Raw genomic sequence first — 16,272 nt, forward strand, 5'->3', positions numbered from 1 at the left:
GTCCGGCTCCCCTCAGCCGTCTTCGACGGCAGCTCCCCTCATAGGGGGGGAGCCAAAAGTAAGCTCCGGCACACCACAATTGGCGGGGCTCTTATTTCTCGGCTCCCCTTGTCAGGGGAGCTGTCGGTGAGGCCGACTGAGGGGTAGTCCCATCGGAGCCGCGCCGATCTTGGCGTACCAGAGCCAAAAGCTATGCCGTTCTACCTCCGGCCGTTGCGGGTGCCGCCCATGCGGAAGGGCGCGCGATGCGTCTTGCCGTGCTTGGAATGGCGGCGCTGCGGCCCCTCCGTATTGCCGTACTTGGCCATCATGCGACGCTCGTGACGCTTCGCGGCCTCGCCGCGCTCGTCGACGATGATGCGGTTCTCGTCCTTGCGATGGATGCGCTTGCCACCGCCTTCGCCGTTGCGTCGCTTGCCCGGCCGCCCGGTTTCGCCACGCTCGATGTCGCGACGGTTCTCGCCACGGCGCTGGCCGTCGCGCTGGCGCTCGTCCTCGCTGCGATCCTTCCTGCGCTTGCCGGTCACGTCCGGCCGGCCCCCGCGACGCTCCTCGGGATGTTCGAACAGATAATCGCGGCGTTCGGCCTGCGGATCGCTCAGGTGCGCCCGACGTCCGGCGCGGTTCCTGTTCGGCTGTGTCTTGCGGGCGCCCCTATCGTCACGCTCATCGCGAGCGGAGTGCTCGTTACGGCTGTTACGGCGTGAATCACGGTACTCGCCGTTCTTGTCGAAGTCGACGGACTCGCCTTCGATTTGCGCAAGATTCGCCTGGGCGGCACGCTCGGCACGTTCGGCCGCACGACGGCGCCTGCGCTCCTTCTTGCGGGCCTTGTCCTCCTGTTCGGCGCGGCGGGCACGCTCGGCCTGCTCGGCGGCATCGACCTTGTTCTTCTGCTTGCCCTTGCCTGTACCGGACTGGCTCTGCTTCGCTCCCCCGCCACGGCGCTGACCGCCCACGGGCTGCGACTTGTCCAGGTTCCATCCGTACACGGCGGGCGCGGTCTCGCCCACGAGTTCGGTCACTTCGGGCGAATCGTGCGTCACGGCCATCGGCTTGACCTTGATGCCGGCGAATTTCAGCGTGCGGCGTGCATCTCGGCGCTGCTCGGGCAGCACCAGAGTCACCACGTCGCCGGTACGGCCCGCACGGGCGGTACGGCCGGAGCGGTGCACGAACGACTTCGGATCGTCCGGCGGCTCGACCTGCACCACGAGGTCCACGCCGGACACGTCGATGCCACGCGCGGCCACGTCGGTGGCCACCAGGACATGCACGTCGCCGGATTCGAAGGCGGCCAGGTTGCGGTCGCGCTGGTTCTGGTTGAGGTTGCCGTGCAGTTCGGCTGCGGGGATGCCGCTCTGCGTCAGGCTCTTGGCCAGCTTCTTGGCCTGGAACTTGGTGCGCGTGAACAGGATGCGCTGTTCGGTGCCGGAGGCGAGCGCACGCACGATCGCGGGCTTTTCGGCCCTCGTGACCTCGAACACATGGTGGGTCATGAGATCGGAGTCCGCGCTGGGCTCGTCCACGCTGTGCACCTTGGGGTCGTGCAGGAAGAGGTTCACCACCTCGTCCACGCCGTGGTCGAGTGTGGCGGAGAACAGCATGTGCTGGGCGTCGGGGCGAATCTGTTCGAGCAGACGCTTGACGGGCGGCAGGAAGCCCATGTCCGCCATTTCGTCGGCCTCGTCGATCACCACGACCTCGACGCTGGAGAGCGTGAGCGCCTTCTGATGCAACAGGTCCTCCAGTCGGCCCGGGCAGGCCACCAGGATGTCCGCGCCGGCGTTGAGGTCGCGAATCTGGCGGGTGTATTTGACGCCGCCGTAGATGGTGGTGGTGGTCATGCCATACATGCGGGCCAGCGGCAGGAGCACATCGTTGATCTGGTTGGCGAGCTCGCGCGTGGGAGCCAGCACCAGACCGCGCGGGTGCGGCAGGAAATCGTCGGACTGGCGTTCCTCGAGACGTGCCTGCTTGCGACGCTTCATCTCGCGGCGGAACTCGCTCATGGCGATCTCGCCGAGCGAATCATAGGAGCCGAGTCGCGCGACCAGCGGGATGGAGAAGGCGAGCGTTTTGCCGGAGCCGGTGCGGCCGCGGCCGAGCACGTCGCGGCCGGCGAGCGAATCGGGCAGGGTGTCGGACTGGATGGGGAATGCGGTCTTCTTGCCGTCGGCGGCGAGCACGCGCACAAGCGGGCCGGGCACGCCAAGTTCGCCAAAGGTGGGGGCGGTGTCCTCGCCGCCGTTCATATCATCAGTATCCGCGTCCGAGTCGGCATATGTGCCGGTAATGGGCATCATCGGGCTGCGGGAATCATCAACATCGTTATGGGGCACAGTGGCCTTTCATGGTACAGGTACGCATAATGATCGCGTAAGAAATGCAAACCACCCGAGCCTAGCCCAAGCCCCCTACTTTGCTGGCTCGCTTTGCGGTATCACGCCCCAAAAACACAGGCTCCGTTAAACCAAGATTGATATGAATCCATGTCTGACTACCCTTCAGTCGGCTCTGCCGACAGCTCCCCTAACAAGGGGAGCCGAGAATGAAGGCCCATGTCAATCTTGGTTTATGGAGCCAAAACAAAGCCCACGGTGCGGACCGGAACCACACCGTGGGCTTACTTCTCGGGGGTATTGTGATGCACCCGGCGGGCGGACTACAGGATGTCCGGATCGTTCTTCTCGATGGTGCCGGTGGCCTTGCCGATGGCCTTGAGGCCGTGGTAGGCGACCAGGATCACGATGGTACCAATGGCGATGCCGTTGAACGAGATGCCGGAGACGGTGAATGCGAACTGGCCGATGGCGATGATCATCGTGATGGCGGCGACCATGATGTTGAGCGGCTTGTCGAAGTTGACCTTGTTCTCCACCCAGATGCGGATGCCGATCATGCCGATCATGCCGTAGAGCAGGGTGGTCACGCCGCCGAGCACGCCGGCGGGAATCGTGTTGATGACGGCGCCGAACTTCGGGCACAGCGAGAGGATGAGCGCGAACGCGGCGGCGCACCAGTAGGCGGCGGTGGAGTAGACCTTGGTGGCGGCCATCACGCCGATGTTCTCGCCGTAGGTGGTGGTGCCGGAGCCGCCGCCGAGACCGGCGAGCGTGGTGCCCAGGCCGTCGGCCATGAGGGCGGTGCCGATCTGATTGTCGTAGTCACGGCCGGTCATCTGCGCCACGGACTTGACGTGGCCCACGTTCTCGGCCACGAGCACGAGCACCACGGGGATGAACATGGGCAGGATGGAGAAGTCGGCCTGCGGCAGATGGAACTTCGGGAAGCCGATCCAGCCGGCGTCCGCGATGGCGGAGAAGTCGACCTGGCCGCGGATGCAGGCGTAGATGTAGCCGATGAGCACGCCGATGAGGATGTTGAGTCGGCCGATGAGACCCTTGAACAGCACGGCCACGAGCAGCACGGCCAGCAGGGTCACCACGGCGGTGTCCGGCGCGGCCTGGAAGTTGGTCCACACGGAGGGGGCCAGGTTGAAGCCGATGATGGCCACGATGGCACCGTTGACGACCGGAGGCATGATGATGTCGATCCACTTGGCGCCCGCGTAATGCACGAGCACGCCCACGAGGGCCAGCAGGATACCGGTGATCATGATGCCGAAGCTGGCCACGGCGATGCCCTTGTTCGCCGTGGTGACGGCGGTGATCGGCGCGATGAAGCCGAAGGACGAGCCGAGGTAGCTCGGCAGCACGTTCCTGTTGATGAGCAGGAACAGCGCGGTGGACATGGCCGTGAAGAACAGCGTGGTGGACGGGTCGAAGCCCGTGAGGATCGGCACCAGGAAGGTGGCACCGAACATGGCGATCACGTGCTGGGCGCCGATACCCGCCGTGCGCACCCAGGTCAGTCGCTCGTCGGGCTCGACCACCTCGCCCGGGTGCAGCGTCTTGCCGTCACCGTGCAACTGCCATTGGAATATGTTGGACATTACTTCTCTCCTCGCTCTTGGCTTGGGGGCGCGGCCATACCGCCGGCCGCACGCTGTCCGCCATTCTAGCCTGTTCACGGCTCCCGCACATTTCATCCCGACGAGTCGGCTGCGCGCCGGTGCGGCAGATAAGAAAAAGACTGTATGTTCGCGCGCTCACGAACCTCGCGCGAACATACAGTCTTTAGGAGCGTCATAACGGACTGTATGTTCGCGGCCTCATCGTTGGACCGCGAACATACAGTCCCCGCCAAGGCAGACTCGTCCTCATCGTCCCAATCCGTTACCGATGCGGACGCGGGATGCCGTCCGACCGCCCGCTACTTGCCGTAATACTCCAGCAGATGCGGGTCCACGGTGCGCACCACGTCCACCAGGTCGCCGTTGGACAGGTACGGGCGCTTGAATTCGCGCCACGGCTCCACCTTGACCTCCCAGCGACCGGTCTCCTCGTCCAGCACGGGACGGGCGGTCTGCTCCCAGCGCACGCGCTTGGAGGTGCGGCCGGTCTCCGGGTCGCGGCGCGTGTAGTGCAGGCAGGTGCAGTTGGTGATCTTCCAGTCGTCCGAGTCGGCGCGATGCAGGAACTCCTCGTCCGAAAGGTCCTCGATGGTCAGCATGAGGGCCAGCATGAAGTCGCCGTGCGTGACCATCACCACGGATTCGGCGTCGGACTTGCGGCTCAGGGAGGTCAGCACGTTGTGCACGCGGTCCTCGGCCACGTCCGCGATCGACTCGCCCGCCGGCGGACGCCAGTAGAGCGGGTCGGTGTTCTTGAACATCCAGTTGCGGGCGTAGTTGTTCTTGAATTCGGCCTTGGTGATGGTGTTGATCTCACCCCAGGAGCGTTCGCGGATCACGCGGTTCTCCTCCCATTTGGCCTTGGGCAGGGCCATGGTGGCGGCCGTCTCGCGCGTGCGCACGTAGGGCGAGACCATGTACCGGTCGAACAGCTGCTGCTGGCTGACGATCCAGCGGCCGATGCAGTCGGCCTGCTTGCGGCCGGTGGCGGTGAGTCGCCAGGAGCGGTCGGGCACGGTCACGTTGTCCTGCGTGTACAGGGATTCGTCGCCCTGCTCGCCCGCCTGGACGATCACGTTCGCCTCGGACTCGCCATGCCGGATCACATACAAATCGAGCGGCATGCTCATGGTGGTTCCTCGTTTCTCTATAACAATTACGATAATTTCCAATGCCACGGCGGCGGATTCGCAAGGCCACACGCCATGCGGGCGCGGACCTGTTCCGTACGTCGCCGATTGCCGTCGGCAGGTCTGCCCGCGTGCGAATCCGCCGGAAGCCAATGACCTCCACCCTATCCGAAACGCGCGGGCGTCGCATGCTTCCGCCCGTAGCCGAACCGAAGAATTCACCGGCCGTTCAGCCTTGGCTCGGCCTCCGGACCGTTCGGCTTGCCGAAGGCGAAACCGGAACGCACTACGATGGGGAGGCATGGGGAATAACTCAAATATCGACCGTTCGTGGCTGACCTCCGCCAAGGAAAGCATCGGCCAGTGGTCGTACATCATGTTGAAGGATGCGGATAACAACGATATCGATTGGGATTGGGTGCGTGCTCTCGATCTCGAACATGGCATCGGCGTGGCGGGCCCCGCGGATCTGGAGCCGGGCGCCGATTCGAGCGTGCACGACCTGCTGAAGACGGATCTGGAGATCCGCGACAGGCTTGAGGCGATCATCGCCAAGATGAGCATGGTGTTCATGCGTGATTTCGACCGTCACATCAAGACCTACGAGCTGCCGCGCGCGCTGGCGTACGCGGACCGGCGCCTCAACGACCAGATCGCGCTGCTGCGTGACCGCGGCGTGGCCGAAGGGCTGTGGACCGTTGCGGACGAGGATCGCCAGCGTGTCACCGTGCCGGTGCTGACCGCCGCGCGTGACGGCGTGATCGTGGACGACATCCAGGACCGTACCGCCGAGATCGTCAACGCGCGCGCCGAACAGCGCAAGGCCGACCGTGCGGCCCGCGAGGAGGCCCGTCACCACCGTCAGATGGCGCTCATCAACGCCGACGAGGTGAAGTACGGCTCCGTGGAGGCCGGTCCCGACGAGTCCGCGCCGGCCGATTCCAGTTCGGACGCCGGCAGCCCGGATTATCTCATCGAGGGACAGCCGGTCATCAATGACGACAATCCCGCGGTGCCGGGCGTGGAGCAGGTGGCCACGGACGAGACCGCCGTGGCCGAGCCCCGGTACGCGCAGTTCCGTCATGCGGCCGCCGAGCATACGGCCGAGCACATGGCCGCGGCGCCGAAGGAGTATTGGCGCGAGGTGTTCCTGCCCGGCCGCGACGTGGACAACGTCATGGGCATCGATCTGGAGACCAACGGCACCGAACCGTACCGTGCGTACATCATCGACGTGGGCTTCGAATACATGAACATGAAGTCGCCCCGTCCGGCGGACGCGCCGAGCGGCTACAGCTACGACAAGGACTACTACCAAGGCGGCGACGCCTACGACCAGCATCGTTTCTCGTTCGGCGTGACGCCCGAGGCGGCCCGGCACGGCAATGCGTTCATCATCCAGCTGACCGGCATCGACATCAGCCAGCGCACGGGCGATGAGTACCCGCTGTTCGACGAGGATCCGGCCGCACAGGCAGATCTGCTCAAGCGCCTGACCTCGCAGCCGTTCGTGGCGCATATGGCCACGTTCGAGCACAGCTTCTTCATGCTCAACGTGGCCGGCTACGCGGAGGCGTACCGCAACGGCCATGTGACCATCATCGATACGCTGCCGATGAGCCGTCTGTGGGATGAGGGGTCGATTCCCTGCGAGGGTCATCCGGACGGCGACAACACGCTCGACGCCTATGCGAAGCGCCAGGGCGCGCTGCGCGAGGATGACGCGGAACGTCACCTTGGCCTGGAGGACACGCACATCATGCTGCTGGCCATGAAGCATCACCTGACCCAGCTCAAGGCCGAGGCGCGCGGACCGTGGGGTCCGGGCGGCAAGGCCGGCGTGGGCGGCAAGCGTATCGTCAACCATCGCCGCCACTACCCACGCGAGCGCCGTACGCCGATCTACGACTGACCTTTTTTGCAGGATTCCCTGTCCAATGGGGGCCGCCAGCAAATCAGCCAAGATCGATCTGCCCCCTTATTCTCGGCTCCCCTTGTCAGGACATTGCCGTGAAGCAAACGGCAGGACCGTTTGTAGGCAATGTGCGAGGCGACAGCCGAGCCGATGGGCTGCGAACGGAGTTCGTCGTTGATTGCAGGACGAGCCGGAGGCGAAGCCGACTGAGGGGTAGTCCCATCGGATTCACGCCAACCTTGGTTGAACAGAGCCTTTTGCTACCCCTTGTGCGGCATATCCGTTTCGGTGTCGACGATGATGGTCACCGGTCCGTCGTTGACCAGGCCGACCCGCATGTGGGCACCGAAACGGCCCTCCCTGACCGGCACTCCCCCGGACCGCAGCGCCTCGTTGAACTTGATCCACGTGATGTCCGCGTGTTCGGGCTTGCCGGCCTTGATGAAGCTGGGACGGTTGCCCTTGTGCACGTCGGCGTACAGCGTGAATTGGGAGATGGAAAGAATCTCGCCGCCGATGTCCTGAATCGAGCGGTTCATTTTGCCCTGTTCGTCCTCGAAGACGCGCAGATTGAGCACCTTGTGTGCGAGCCAGGCGATTTCGGCATCACCGTCGGCATCCAAGACGCCGACCAGGATCATGTAGCCGGGGCCGATCTGCTGCGGCTCGAAGGTGGGATCGATGGTCCCCAGATCATTGACGACATCCACGCTGGCGTGGGACACACGCTGAATCACAATTCGCATACGCCCGATTATGCCATCTCCAGAGAAGCAAGACGTACCCGATTCCCGGCGAGCGCACCGGAACCGGCTGATACGCTTGAATCAGGTGGTTTTCGCAACGTCATCGTCGCCTCGTTTGCAGTAATCACGGGCGCTCACAGAGAGCAGGAATCATGGCATCGGAGCAGAGCGGCACATCCGCGCCAACCAATACCGTCAATCATCGCGATGCTTCTGGCAGCAGCACGGCCGACTCCAAGAGGGGATGGTCATGGGCTCTCATCTGTGGGCTCTTCAGCTTGGTCGGCGCGATCATGCTGGTGACGATCGCCTTGCCGTCCCTGGTCCATGAGGTGCAGCTCCAAAGAGACTGCACCGAGCTGACGGACGGCATCGTAACGCAGCTCGTGTTGAATCCCGCCGATGAGTCCGATGACGATTCCTCGGATACATGGACGCCGGTGTTCCGGTACAGCGTCAACGGACAGTCGTATGAGCAGAAATCCTCGGTAGCATCGTCTCCGCCGCGATACAAGGTCGGCCAGGCCGTCGCGGTATTGTATGACCCGGCCGATCCGAGCCGTTATATCGTGAAGGGCGACAATGCCGCTTCCGTGCTGTGGTCCCTCTTGGTGATGATGTGCCTAGCATTCACCGCCGTATTCCCTGTGGCGCTGATGATACATAAGGCCAATAATCCCGGCAGCCGTAGAGCATCCGGAATTTCGTCCGCAGGAAAATCCGTCAATCCGAAGTCCTTGCCCAAGCCTTCCCAGAAGCATGCAGGCCCATCTGTTACGCCGAGCAGCAAGGAGCCGGATCAGCTACCGTACTGAACGTACTGAATAGGGGCATTCAGCGCGATTGGGAGAGGCTGGTCGTGACCTGCTGCTCCACGCGATCGTAGGCGTGCGACAGGATCATGTTGCCGGGTACGGTGGTCAGCAGGAACGCCAGCACCGCCACGATGACCGACGTGATGACGCCTTTGATGATCTTGGCCACGATCTTGAACGCCACGTACGCCACGACCGCACCCACGGCAAGGGTGAGCGCCGTCTGCGCGGAGGACGGCAGGCCGCCGTACCATAGCGCCGCCCGATCCAATGCGGACAAATCCAGGTTCGACAAATCGATGTTGTTCAGATCCACACCCGCGACGATACCACGAAAGTGCTATGCGACTGTATGCTCACAGAATCGTCCTGCGGACGGTCGTAACCGGATTCATACGGTCGGTCAATGGATTGGAATAAGTCGAAAACCGACAACAACCCCTCTCAGCAGCGGTTTCCGGCGACTCGCGCCGACAACTGGCCACCCATCAGCCGTTGCCGTGGTCGATTTCGATCCAGGTCTTGCCATCGTCGTTGAGATAAAGGTAGTCGGTCATCGACTGTTCGCCGGCACTCAGCGACGCATCGCTGCCGTCGCAGGTGAAGTCGACGGTGGCGATGAAGATGCGATTCCTGCCGTAGCGCTTGTAGGCGTCATAGATGGCCGATTCGTAGGATGGCGATTCGGCTTTGGCCGTGTCCTCAAGGTCGAGCAGTTTGTCGGCACGGTGCTCGTCGTAGGAGATCTTCTCGATGGTGCAGCCGGCGAATCCCGAGAACACTTCGGCGGTCTTATGCCCGGCCGCCTTGAGCTGCGCATCGGTGAACTTGCTGGATGCGGAGAACGCATACTCGACATGCGACGTATCGGCCGACCGGCTGCCGAACCAGTGGACCACTCCCCCTATGGCGCCGACGGCCAGCAACAGAACGCAGATCGCGATGACGATACGCTTCATCCCACCCGAATCTACACCTGGCTCACGCGATGTACGCCCCATGATTCCGCTCGCCTTCCTACGTCGCATATGCCGTTGCCGCCCGACGATCGATTATTCGATATCCATTACGAATTCGCAACGCACGATACAGGAAACCTGTATGGCACGGTCCGTGGGCGGCATTGGCTCATTTGACGTCGGCGTCGGGCAGGGAACTCCAGTCGAGGTCGCCGTCCTGTTCGACCAGGTAGTAGACGGTCGCATCGCTCGGGGCGGGCTTCATCTTGACCAGATCGCTCTTGTACCCGTTCCATCGGGTATTGGTCGGAACGAACGGATTGGGCGTCGTGTAGTCGTCGGCCGGCACCTCGGTCTTGTCGTACTGGCTTGTGTCCCGCAGCAGGATGAACGGACGGCTCGTGTCCACGGCCTTCTGCTTCTTGGCCTTGGCCAGCGAATCGGCGTCGAAGTATCCGGAATCCTCCAATGCCGCGAGGTCGGAGCCGACCGGGAAGTAGACCAGGAAGTCCTTCATCCTGTAGACGGAACCCGTCGGGCCCTTGTAGTTGTCGGAGCCGCCCGGCGGATCCAGGCTGCCGTCCCCGTTCTCGAAGGCGTTGTAGTACTTGCCGTCGATGCAGTATTCCCCGACCGAGCCGGCGCCGAACACCTCATCGCCGCAGTTGGGCAGTCCCATGCCCGAATACAGTTCGAACATGCCCCAATCCTTGAGCAGCAGATGGTTTCGCATCGGCATTTCGTTCTCGGGCACGTTGTCCGACGGCTCGACCATGGCGCCGCTGACATCCTGCGAGAAATTGGTCAGCCCCAACGCATCCATCGGGGTGGAGAGATCATGGCCCTTGATGTGCAGGGACGTGTTGTCCGAACCGGTGTCCCAGGGGCCGCTCGTCTGTTCGAGGGTGATGCAGTCCTTGGAGGTGTCCGTCACCGTGCTCTTGCAGTACATGCCGATCATCGGAACGGAGTCCATGCTGGCGTACCGGGTGCCGCCGCCCGTTTTGGTGAGCAGGCTCGTGTTGCTGGACTGGTCCACGCCGTAGTAGAGCGTCACCGTATCGCTTTTGTCAGGTGTGGAACCGGGCCCCGGATAGGAACCGGAGATCCTGCCCACGTACTGCTTGGACGAGTAGTGCGGTTCCAGATCGACCGTATATCCCTGCGATTCCAGCAGGTCCACGGCCTCGTTCCGGTCCATGCCCATGATGTCCACGGGGATGCCGTCGCCCTTGGAGGCCACGCCGATGTAGATGCCGTCGTCCTTGTTCTCGTCCGGCAGGCCCTGGCCCGCGGCCGGATAGGTGACCGCCACCGACCCCTCCGGCGTCTTGGACGGGTCCTTGACCGGCACCTTCTTGTAGTGCACGGGCACGTTCATGCCCGCGAACGTATCCACCACGTCCGCGGCCTGCTTGCCGATGGTGTCCTTGGGCACGCCGGGACCGGCCGATTCCCGCACCTTGACCGTGGTGCCGGCCTCCACGCGCTGCCCCTGTTCCATGCCGTCGTACCCCAGGAACGCACCGCGGTCCTCGCCCGAGAACACCGGCACGGTCCTGACGTTGAGTCCTTTGTTCTTCAGCGCCTCGGTGACGTCCTTGGCCTGGACCTTGCCGTTCGATACGCCGGTCTTGGCCGCCACCTGTTTGGCGATTGTCTCGGCGCTGGGCAGCGTCTTGCCACCCCACATCTCAAGCCGATAGGTGGCGAACAGTGAAATCGCCGCCACGATCAGAACCACCAGCAGTGCGGACAGCGCAACGACGAGCTTGTCCGGGCCGTGTTTGACCGGAACCACCGTCGCCGTATTGTCCGGCAACGGCACAGGCCTTGGAGCGGGAGCCGCCATCAGCGGCGTACCGCAGTTCGTGCAGAACCGGCAGCCCTCCGGCATCCGAGAATGACAATTCGGACAGATCATCATGTTTCCCCTCTCCCCGCGTCTCTGCCAGGTCTCTTCCCTCCTCCATTCAAGCACCAAAGCACCCGATTATTCAATCGCATCAGTGCGGTTCGCCCAGTGCCGCTCGTGCCTGCCGTTCGTAATGGTCCACGAGCGGAAGGAACAGCTCGTCGACCGTGGCGATGATGTCCGCTTCGGATAGGGGACGCATGTCTCTCAGGATGATCGCACGACCGAGTTCTCCGGGCATGCGCAATAGCGATTCCGGTAGTTCGCAGGTGATGTCGCCGCGCGCCCGCGCGTTTTCGATGGCCATCATGATGCTGGGTCGATCGCTCATCATCGTGCGCTCGTAAAGTTCGTGCGCGCTCACGCCGAGCCAGTTGGCGTAGACGCCGAACTTGGCAAGCACCATCACCGCATCGGACTGCTTGCTGTTGAGCTGCAGAAGGATGGAGATGACGTCGCCTCTGAGCGTGCCGGTGCTCGGACGTTCGATGGCGGCATGGCCGCGGTGCTGTCTCATGGCGGCCACGAACAGTTCCGTACGATTCGACCATCGGCGGTACAGCACCGGCTTACTGGTATGAGCTCTTGTGGCCACGTTATCGAAGGTGAATGCTTCGGCACTGCAGGTGGATAGTTGTTCCCACGCGGCCTCCAGAATGGCCGCTTCCAAGGCTTTGCCCCGGCGGCGTGTCTGCTTCGGCTCGGTGTTCGTTTCCATGGGCCCTTTTCTCCATTCGCGGCATGGGTACTGGGTTCGACACTCGTTCACGCCGACAACTACAAGATACCACGGCGTTTCTTATTCACGGATATCTATAATCATGTGCGGTTTATAAGAAACTTGCTGGTATCTTAGCGAAGGTCGGATGATGAACAACACGAAGGACGGGAGTCTGAATCGTTCCCTGATCTGCCTATGCGCGGCCGAACTGGTGATGATGACCAACACCACCGCGTTCAACGTGGCGCTGCCGAACATCGCCGAGTCGTTCGGAGCGGGCATGGCGGAGCAGCAGTGGATCGTCTCCAGTTACAATCTCGTGTTCGCGGCCGTGGTGCTGTTGGCCGGATTCCTTGGCGATAGACTCGGCCATCTGAAGACCATGCTTGCCGGCCTGGGCATGTTCGTCGTCGCATCCGCGATTGGTCTTATGGCCGGGAACGTGCCGGTACTGCTCGTCTCGCGGTCGATCATGGGAGCCGGTGCCGGCGTGGTCATCCCGATGGGGCAGGCGCTGCTCGGCATCCTGTTCCGCGGCCCCGAGATGTCCCGCGCCATGACCACATGGGCGATAGCCGGCACCTTGGGCGTGCCGTTCGGCCCACTCGTCGGCGGAGTGCTCACCGCAACGCTGGGATGGCGCGGCATTTTCGGGTTCGACGGCGTGGTGTTTCTCGTCGTGATCGCCGTCATCCACATGAACGTTCCGCAGACGAGCGGGTTGCACAAGGCCCGGTCATTGCATGTGCCGTGGATGTCGGTGGCGATGATGTTCGCCGGATTCACCCTGTTTTCCGCCGGTCTGGTTAATGCACAACATGGTGTTCTGTCCACAAGCGCCTGGATTCCGATGACGGTCGGCTCCATGCTGATAACGGGATTCGTGCTGCATGACCGCGCCTCCCGCAATCCGTTGATGGAACTCGGGCTGATGCGGGACCCGTCGTTCGCGGCCTGTGCGCCGGCGTTGATGATGTTGAACTTCTCGATGTATGGCACCATCTTCATCATGCCGTCCTATCTGGAGACAGTGCTGCGTCACGGCGCACTGGTGGGAGGGATGCTGCTGATGCCGTTGGTCGTCGCATCCATCGCGGGGGCGCGGATGAACGATTGGATCGTGTCACGAATCGGCTCGCGTGGCACAAGCCTACTGGCACTGGGATGTCTGGCCGGCGGCATGCTGACGATAGGTGCCGCCATGTGGTGGCCCGACGAAGTGGCGAAGCAATCGACGGTGCTGATTGGCCAGGTTATCGCCGGATTCGGGCTGGGGGCCGGTCAGCCGGCGATGCTGACCTGGGCCATGGGCAGGGTGCCGATCGAGCAATCCGGTGCCGGTTCCAGTCTATTGACCGTGTTTCGCCAATTTGGATCCATTATCGGCGTGGGAATCTTCGGCAGCATACAAAGCGGATTGTATGTAGCGGGATTCCGCGATCTTGCACAATCCGCCGGATTGCACCTGGGATCCGCCGGCTCCGTGACCTTGGACTTCCAACAGGCCGCCGAGCTCGCGGACGCGACGGGCGATCTGACACGACAGGTGGCGTCCCGCGCCTATGAATCCGCGATGACGGGCAGCTTCACCGCGGCGGCCATGATCATCGTCGCCACCCTCGGAATCGTTGCGTTCATATCCCGCAAGACGGCGCGGTGAGAACTTGAACTCGACCGACTTGCCGTACCGCAACAGCCGTCCATTCCCTCGCACTTGCGTAGTCGACGGATAGTCATCCAGACAGTGGAATCGTGTCATGTCAAAAGTCATGTATCTGTCCTCAGGCACATTGAATTGAAGCTCGATGTTTGTCGGTCTTTTTCACCCTGCCTTGTCGTGGATATTCAAGCACAGCGCATGATAGTCTATGCGACCACTTGACAGACCGACCGACGGTCTGTATGCTCTGGGGAAGAGAAAGTAAAGGAGGAGATCATGGCGCACCATACGCACCACGAGGACACTGAACGGCGAATCCTCGATTCCGCGCGAAGGCTCTTCGCCGAGAAGGGCTACGAGAAGACATCCATCCAGGACATCCTGAACGATCTGGGTCTTTCCAAGGGCGGGCTCTATCACCATTTCAAATCGAAGGAGGCGATCCTTGATCAATTGAACGCCGACGAGTGGGCCGTCACCGCGCGTCTCCTCGACGAACTCATCGAGCGTGATGACATGAGCGCGTTGGAGAAGTTGCGTACACTCATCATTTCCGCCGTGGACGCCCCCGATCACTTGGATCTTATTCGATCCCAACTCGCACTACTCAAGGATCCCGCGTTCTTTACCGCGAATATGCGATTCTGGTCAACGAGGCTGCCGGAGTCCTTCCGCTCGCTCATCGATATGGGCGTGCAGGACGGCTCGATTCCCACAGCATATCCCGAGGAGGCGGCGCAACTGCTCTCGCTCCTCGGCAACTATTGGCTCATGCCCTGCTTTTATCCCGCCGACCGCACCGACATGGAACGCCGTATCCGCTGCCTCGGCACAATGCTCAACGCCATCGGCGTACCGGTGTTCGACGAGACGCTCATCCTACGAGCGGTCAAAGGCCTCACAGCCCTGACGCCAGAAGGGGAAACGGCGTCCGCATAAGCCGTCCCCGGGCACGCTGGTTTGCACATTATGGCGCCCAAGTGGAAGGACGTTTGTGCGTCCTTTGCTGTGGCGCATTTTTATCATCATAACAGACCGACGGTCGGTCTGAATAGATTGTTTAAGTAATCAGAAAAGGAATCCACGATGACGAACACGTCCGAATACACGGCACAGCCATCAATGAACCAAGCCGCGGACCCTCTTCGCGTACGCGACTTCTATCTGCTTGTCGCGGGTCTCGGCATATCGCTCTTCGCCAACCTCATGCTGCGGTTCGCCATGTCCATGTGGGTGCTTGACGAGACCGGCTCGGCCGCGGCATTCGCCTCCATCCTCACGGCGAGCATCCTGCCCACAATCCTGCTCTCGCCCCTTGGCGGCGTGGTGGCAGACCGCACGAACCGCCGGACCGTCATGGTGGCGCTCGATGCGCTCTCCGCCGTAACAGTGCTCATTTGCGCGGCGATTTTCTCGGCTACTGGCTTCAACCTGGCGGCGATCACCGTGATGCAGGTGGTGCTCGCCGTGCTCGATGCCATGGAGACGCCCACGGTGCAGGCGGCACTGCCGCAGATGTTCCGCTCCCACGGCGAGGACGTGATGCGTCGCGCGATGGCCGTGGTGAACGTGGTGAACCAGACGAGCACGCTCGTGCCGGCCGTGCTCGGCGGCGTGCTCTACGCGGCGGTGGGTGCCATGCCCATGATGGGCGTCACCATCGTGGGATTCGTCACGGCCGCAGTCGTGGAGTGCTTCATCCGGCTCGGCGCTCCCGAACGCGGTGGCGATGGGCACACCTCCGCCTTGGATGATCTTGTGCGCGCCGGATGTTTCCTCACTCGCGAGCGTCCCCATGTACTGCATCTGGTGCTGCTTTGCGCTGCGCTCAACTTTCTGGTGACGGGCTATGCGGAGGTTGGGTTCCCCTACATGGTGCGGACCGTGCTGGGGTTCGACTCCACGGCGTACGGTCTTGCATATGGTCTCGTGGGAGTATCCGGACTGCTCGGCGCGCTTGTAGGCGGACGGGCCGCGAAGTCGCTTTCCAAGCGGCGATTTCCGACGGCAATCGCCGCCTTCTCGCTCACCATCCTGCCCCAGGCGCTCGTTATGGCGCTTCCCGCCGGCGATGGAGTGCGCCTTGCGGTGCTCACGGCAAGCACCTGCGGAACCATGGTCGCCATCACCCTCGCGAACCTCATCGCCGTGCCGGCGATCCAGATGAGCTGCCCCGAGGACATGACCGGCAAGGTGATGTCGCTCGCACTCTCCACGAGCATGTGCGCCCAGCCTCTCGGACAGATCACATACGGCTGGGCGTACAGCGTTTACCCAGCGGGAGCGGTTCTGGCGATGACCTTCATGCTGGCCGTTGCCATGTTGCCATTGGTCGCACACGTAGCGCGAAGGTTCTAGGACATGCTCCCCGTCTAAAACTCGATACTGCCCGACAATCACTGCTTAGGCGTTGGTGAGAACTTGAACTCGGTGTG

At 62.5% G+C, this 16,272-nt stretch carries 13 protein-coding genes; 5 read left to right on the forward strand and 8 right to left on the reverse strand.

The window, feature by feature from the left end:
* Positions 1-200 precede the first annotated feature (200 nt).
* From KIH81_RS11020 to KIH81_RS11030, 3 genes are all read right to left on the reverse strand, one after another.
* On the reverse strand, positions 201-2,303 hold the full coding sequence (locus KIH81_RS11020) for a DEAD/DEAH box helicase (protein WP_420829151.1): 2,103 nt from the start codon (positions 2,301-2,303) through the stop codon (positions 201-203).
* A 362-nt stretch (positions 2,304-2,665) separates the two neighbouring features.
* Entirely contained in the window at positions 2,666-3,955 is a 1,290-nt protein-coding gene (locus KIH81_RS11025) for a uracil-xanthine permease family protein (RefSeq protein WP_109056655.1), read from the reverse strand.
* 320 nt (positions 3,956-4,275) lie between these two features.
* A complete protein-coding gene (locus KIH81_RS11030) occupies positions 4,276-5,106 on the reverse strand; it encodes a histidine phosphatase family protein (protein ID WP_109056656.1) in 831 nt (276 codons plus the stop codon).
* A 301-nt stretch (positions 5,107-5,407) separates the two neighbouring features.
* Here KIH81_RS11030 and KIH81_RS11035 point away from each other — a divergent pair, with 301 nt between their 5' ends.
* A complete protein-coding gene (locus KIH81_RS11035; protein WP_214305365.1) occupies positions 5,408-7,018 on the forward strand; it encodes a 3'-5' exonuclease family protein in 1,611 nt (536 codons plus the stop codon).
* A gap of 263 nt (positions 7,019-7,281) precedes the next feature.
* On the opposite strand, the gene dtd is transcribed toward KIH81_RS11035, so the two are convergent.
* Positions 7,282-7,767 (reverse strand): D-aminoacyl-tRNA deacylase, encoded by a 486-nt coding sequence (gene dtd / locus KIH81_RS11040; protein WP_214305366.1) that lies wholly within the window; start codon positions 7,765-7,767, stop codon positions 7,282-7,284.
* A gap of 152 nt (positions 7,768-7,919) precedes the next feature.
* Here dtd and KIH81_RS11045 point away from each other — a divergent pair, with 152 nt between their 5' ends.
* Positions 7,920-8,582: a DUF3592 domain-containing protein gene (locus KIH81_RS11045; protein ID WP_214305367.1), complete on the forward strand. Its 663-nt coding sequence runs from the start codon at positions 7,920-7,922 to the stop codon at positions 8,580-8,582.
* A gap of 19 nt (positions 8,583-8,601) precedes the next feature.
* On the opposite strand, the gene KIH81_RS11050 is transcribed toward KIH81_RS11045, so the two are convergent.
* The 4 genes from KIH81_RS11050 to KIH81_RS11065 all read right to left on the reverse strand — a co-directional run bounded on the left by KIH81_RS11050 (position 8,602) and on the right by KIH81_RS11065 (position 12,174).
* Positions 8,602-8,898, reverse strand: a complete 297-nt coding sequence (locus KIH81_RS11050) for a hypothetical protein (protein ID WP_338024765.1) — start codon at positions 8,896-8,898, stop codon at positions 8,602-8,604.
* A gap of 172 nt (positions 8,899-9,070) precedes the next feature.
* The gene (locus tag KIH81_RS11055) at positions 9,071-9,541 is read right to left on the reverse strand and encodes a hypothetical protein (RefSeq protein WP_214305368.1); all 471 of its coding nucleotides are present in this window, start codon (positions 9,539-9,541) and stop codon (positions 9,071-9,073) included.
* Between the two features lie 169 nt (positions 9,542-9,710).
* Positions 9,711-11,369 carry a PASTA domain-containing protein gene (locus KIH81_RS11060; RefSeq protein WP_476695651.1) on the reverse strand — a complete coding sequence of 553 codons (1,659 nt, stop codon included), beginning with the start codon at positions 11,367-11,369 and terminating at the stop codon, positions 9,711-9,713.
* Positions 11,370-11,547: 178 nt separating this feature from the next.
* Complete coding sequence (locus tag KIH81_RS11065) at positions 11,548-12,174, reverse strand: TetR family transcriptional regulator (RefSeq protein ID WP_214305370.1); 627 nt, start codon at positions 12,172-12,174, stop codon at positions 11,548-11,550.
* Positions 12,175-12,322: 148 nt separating this feature from the next.
* On the opposite strand from KIH81_RS11065, the gene KIH81_RS11070 reads away from it, so the two are divergent.
* The 3 genes from KIH81_RS11070 to KIH81_RS11080 all read left to right on the forward strand — a co-directional run bounded on the left by KIH81_RS11070 (position 12,323) and on the right by KIH81_RS11080 (position 16,195).
* Complete coding sequence (locus KIH81_RS11070; RefSeq protein WP_214305371.1) at positions 12,323-13,837, forward strand: MFS transporter; 1,515 nt, start codon at positions 12,323-12,325, stop codon at positions 13,835-13,837.
* 276 nt (positions 13,838-14,113) lie between these two features.
* Positions 14,114-14,776, forward strand: coding sequence for a TetR/AcrR family transcriptional regulator (locus tag KIH81_RS11075; RefSeq protein WP_214305372.1), 663 nt, complete (start codon positions 14,114-14,116; stop codon positions 14,774-14,776).
* A 147-nt stretch (positions 14,777-14,923) separates the two neighbouring features.
* Entirely contained in the window at positions 14,924-16,195 is a 1,272-nt protein-coding gene (locus KIH81_RS11080; protein ID WP_214305373.1) for an MFS transporter, read from the forward strand.
* The last annotated feature ends 77 nt before the right edge of the window (positions 16,196-16,272 follow it).

Source organism: Bifidobacterium miconisargentati (assembly GCF_019331675.1).
Classification (GTDB): domain Bacteria; phylum Actinomycetota; class Actinomycetes; order Actinomycetales; family Bifidobacteriaceae; genus Bifidobacterium; species Bifidobacterium miconisargentati.